Genomic DNA, 1,050 nt, shown 5'->3' with positions numbered 1-1,050 from the left:
CGGGGCGCACAAAGCACCACCGTGGGTGGACAAATTCAATTGTTAGCTGCCTTTCCAGTCGGCCCCCGCGAACGTTTGTTGGTGGTTCGCATGCAAGATCGGATTTTGGCTTTGGGCCATACGCCCACACACATCAGTTTGTTGGCAGAGCTAGACGATTTTGAGCCCATCGCCAATTCGGGTTCTTTGCCCTCGGGTTTTGCAGGGCAACTCATGAGCCTTCTTTCTGGAAAGAACGGCGCATGAGGTTCTTCAACCTCAAATGGCTCTTGGCCATTGCCCTCCTGCTGTGTTGCGGTTGGGCAGCTGCCCAAAACTTACCGCTGGTCACTTCAAACACTTCCAAAGCCGGCACCGTGTATGCCGTGCCTGTTCAAACCTTACTGGCCTTAACGGCCCTTTCTTTTTTACCGGCTGCGCTCATGCTCATGACCAGCTTCATTCGAATTCTCATTGTGTTTTCTATGCTGCGGCAAGCCTTGGGGCTGCAAAGCATGCCGCCCAATTTGGTCTTGATTGGCCTGTCGGTGTTCCTCACTTTTTTTGTCATGAACCCCGTGCTTGAGTCCATGTACCGAGATGCTTATTTGCCTCTGGCCAGCGGCAAAATTGGATTTGAAGAGGCGGTGAACATCGGCACCGAACCTTTGAAACAATTCATGCTGAGTCAAACCAACAAAGATGACCTCAGCCTGTTTGCTAAGCTCTGGGGCAAGCCCATTGAAACTCGTGCCGATGTGCCGATGACGGTGCTCATTCCCGCCTTTGCCGTGTCTGAAATCAAAACAGGTTTCTTGTTTGGCTTCCTCATTTACTTGCCCTTCTTGGCCATCGATTTTGCAGTGGCCAGCATCTTGACATCCCTGGGCATGGTCATGGTCTCGCCCATGATGTTCTCGCTGCCGCTCAAGTTGGTGGTGTTTGCACTCGCAGACGGCTGGTCACTCTTGGCCGCTTCATTGGTTAACAGTTTCAAGGTCACTTAGCATGGACTCAGGCTTTGTCATTGAAGTTGCTTTCAGAGCACTTTGGATGGCCTTTGTCTTATGC

2 protein-coding genes are annotated in these 1,050 nt (G+C 51.7%); both read left to right on the top strand.

What is annotated here, in order from left to right; genetic code table 11:
- Window positions 1–246, top strand: a 246-nt coding sequence (locus AC9UEO_RS13755) for a flagellar biosynthetic protein FliO (RefSeq protein WP_509534681.1), incomplete at its 5' end; no start/stop codon positions are given.
- Window positions 243–986 carry a flagellar type III secretion system pore protein FliP gene (gene fliP, locus AC9UEO_RS13750; protein ID WP_509534679.1) on the top strand — a complete coding sequence of 248 codons (744 nt, stop codon included), beginning with the start codon at window positions 243–245 and terminating at the stop codon, window positions 984–986. The genes AC9UEO_RS13755 and fliP, both read left to right, overlap by 4 nt.
- Window positions 987–1,050: the final 64 nt, after the last annotated feature.

This window comes from Limnohabitans sp., assembly GCF_040401495.1.
Lineage (GTDB): Bacteria > Pseudomonadota > Gammaproteobacteria > Burkholderiales > Burkholderiaceae_C > Limnohabitans.
Note: the sequence above shows the minus strand (reverse complement) of the source record. Positions and strands in the feature narration are given on the sequence as shown.

Excerpts from the sequence above, each read along its gene's own strand:
- fliP (WP_509534679.1), top strand. The coding sequence starts at position 243 with ATGAGGTTCTTCAACCTCAAATGGCTCTTGGCCATTGCCCTCCTGCTG.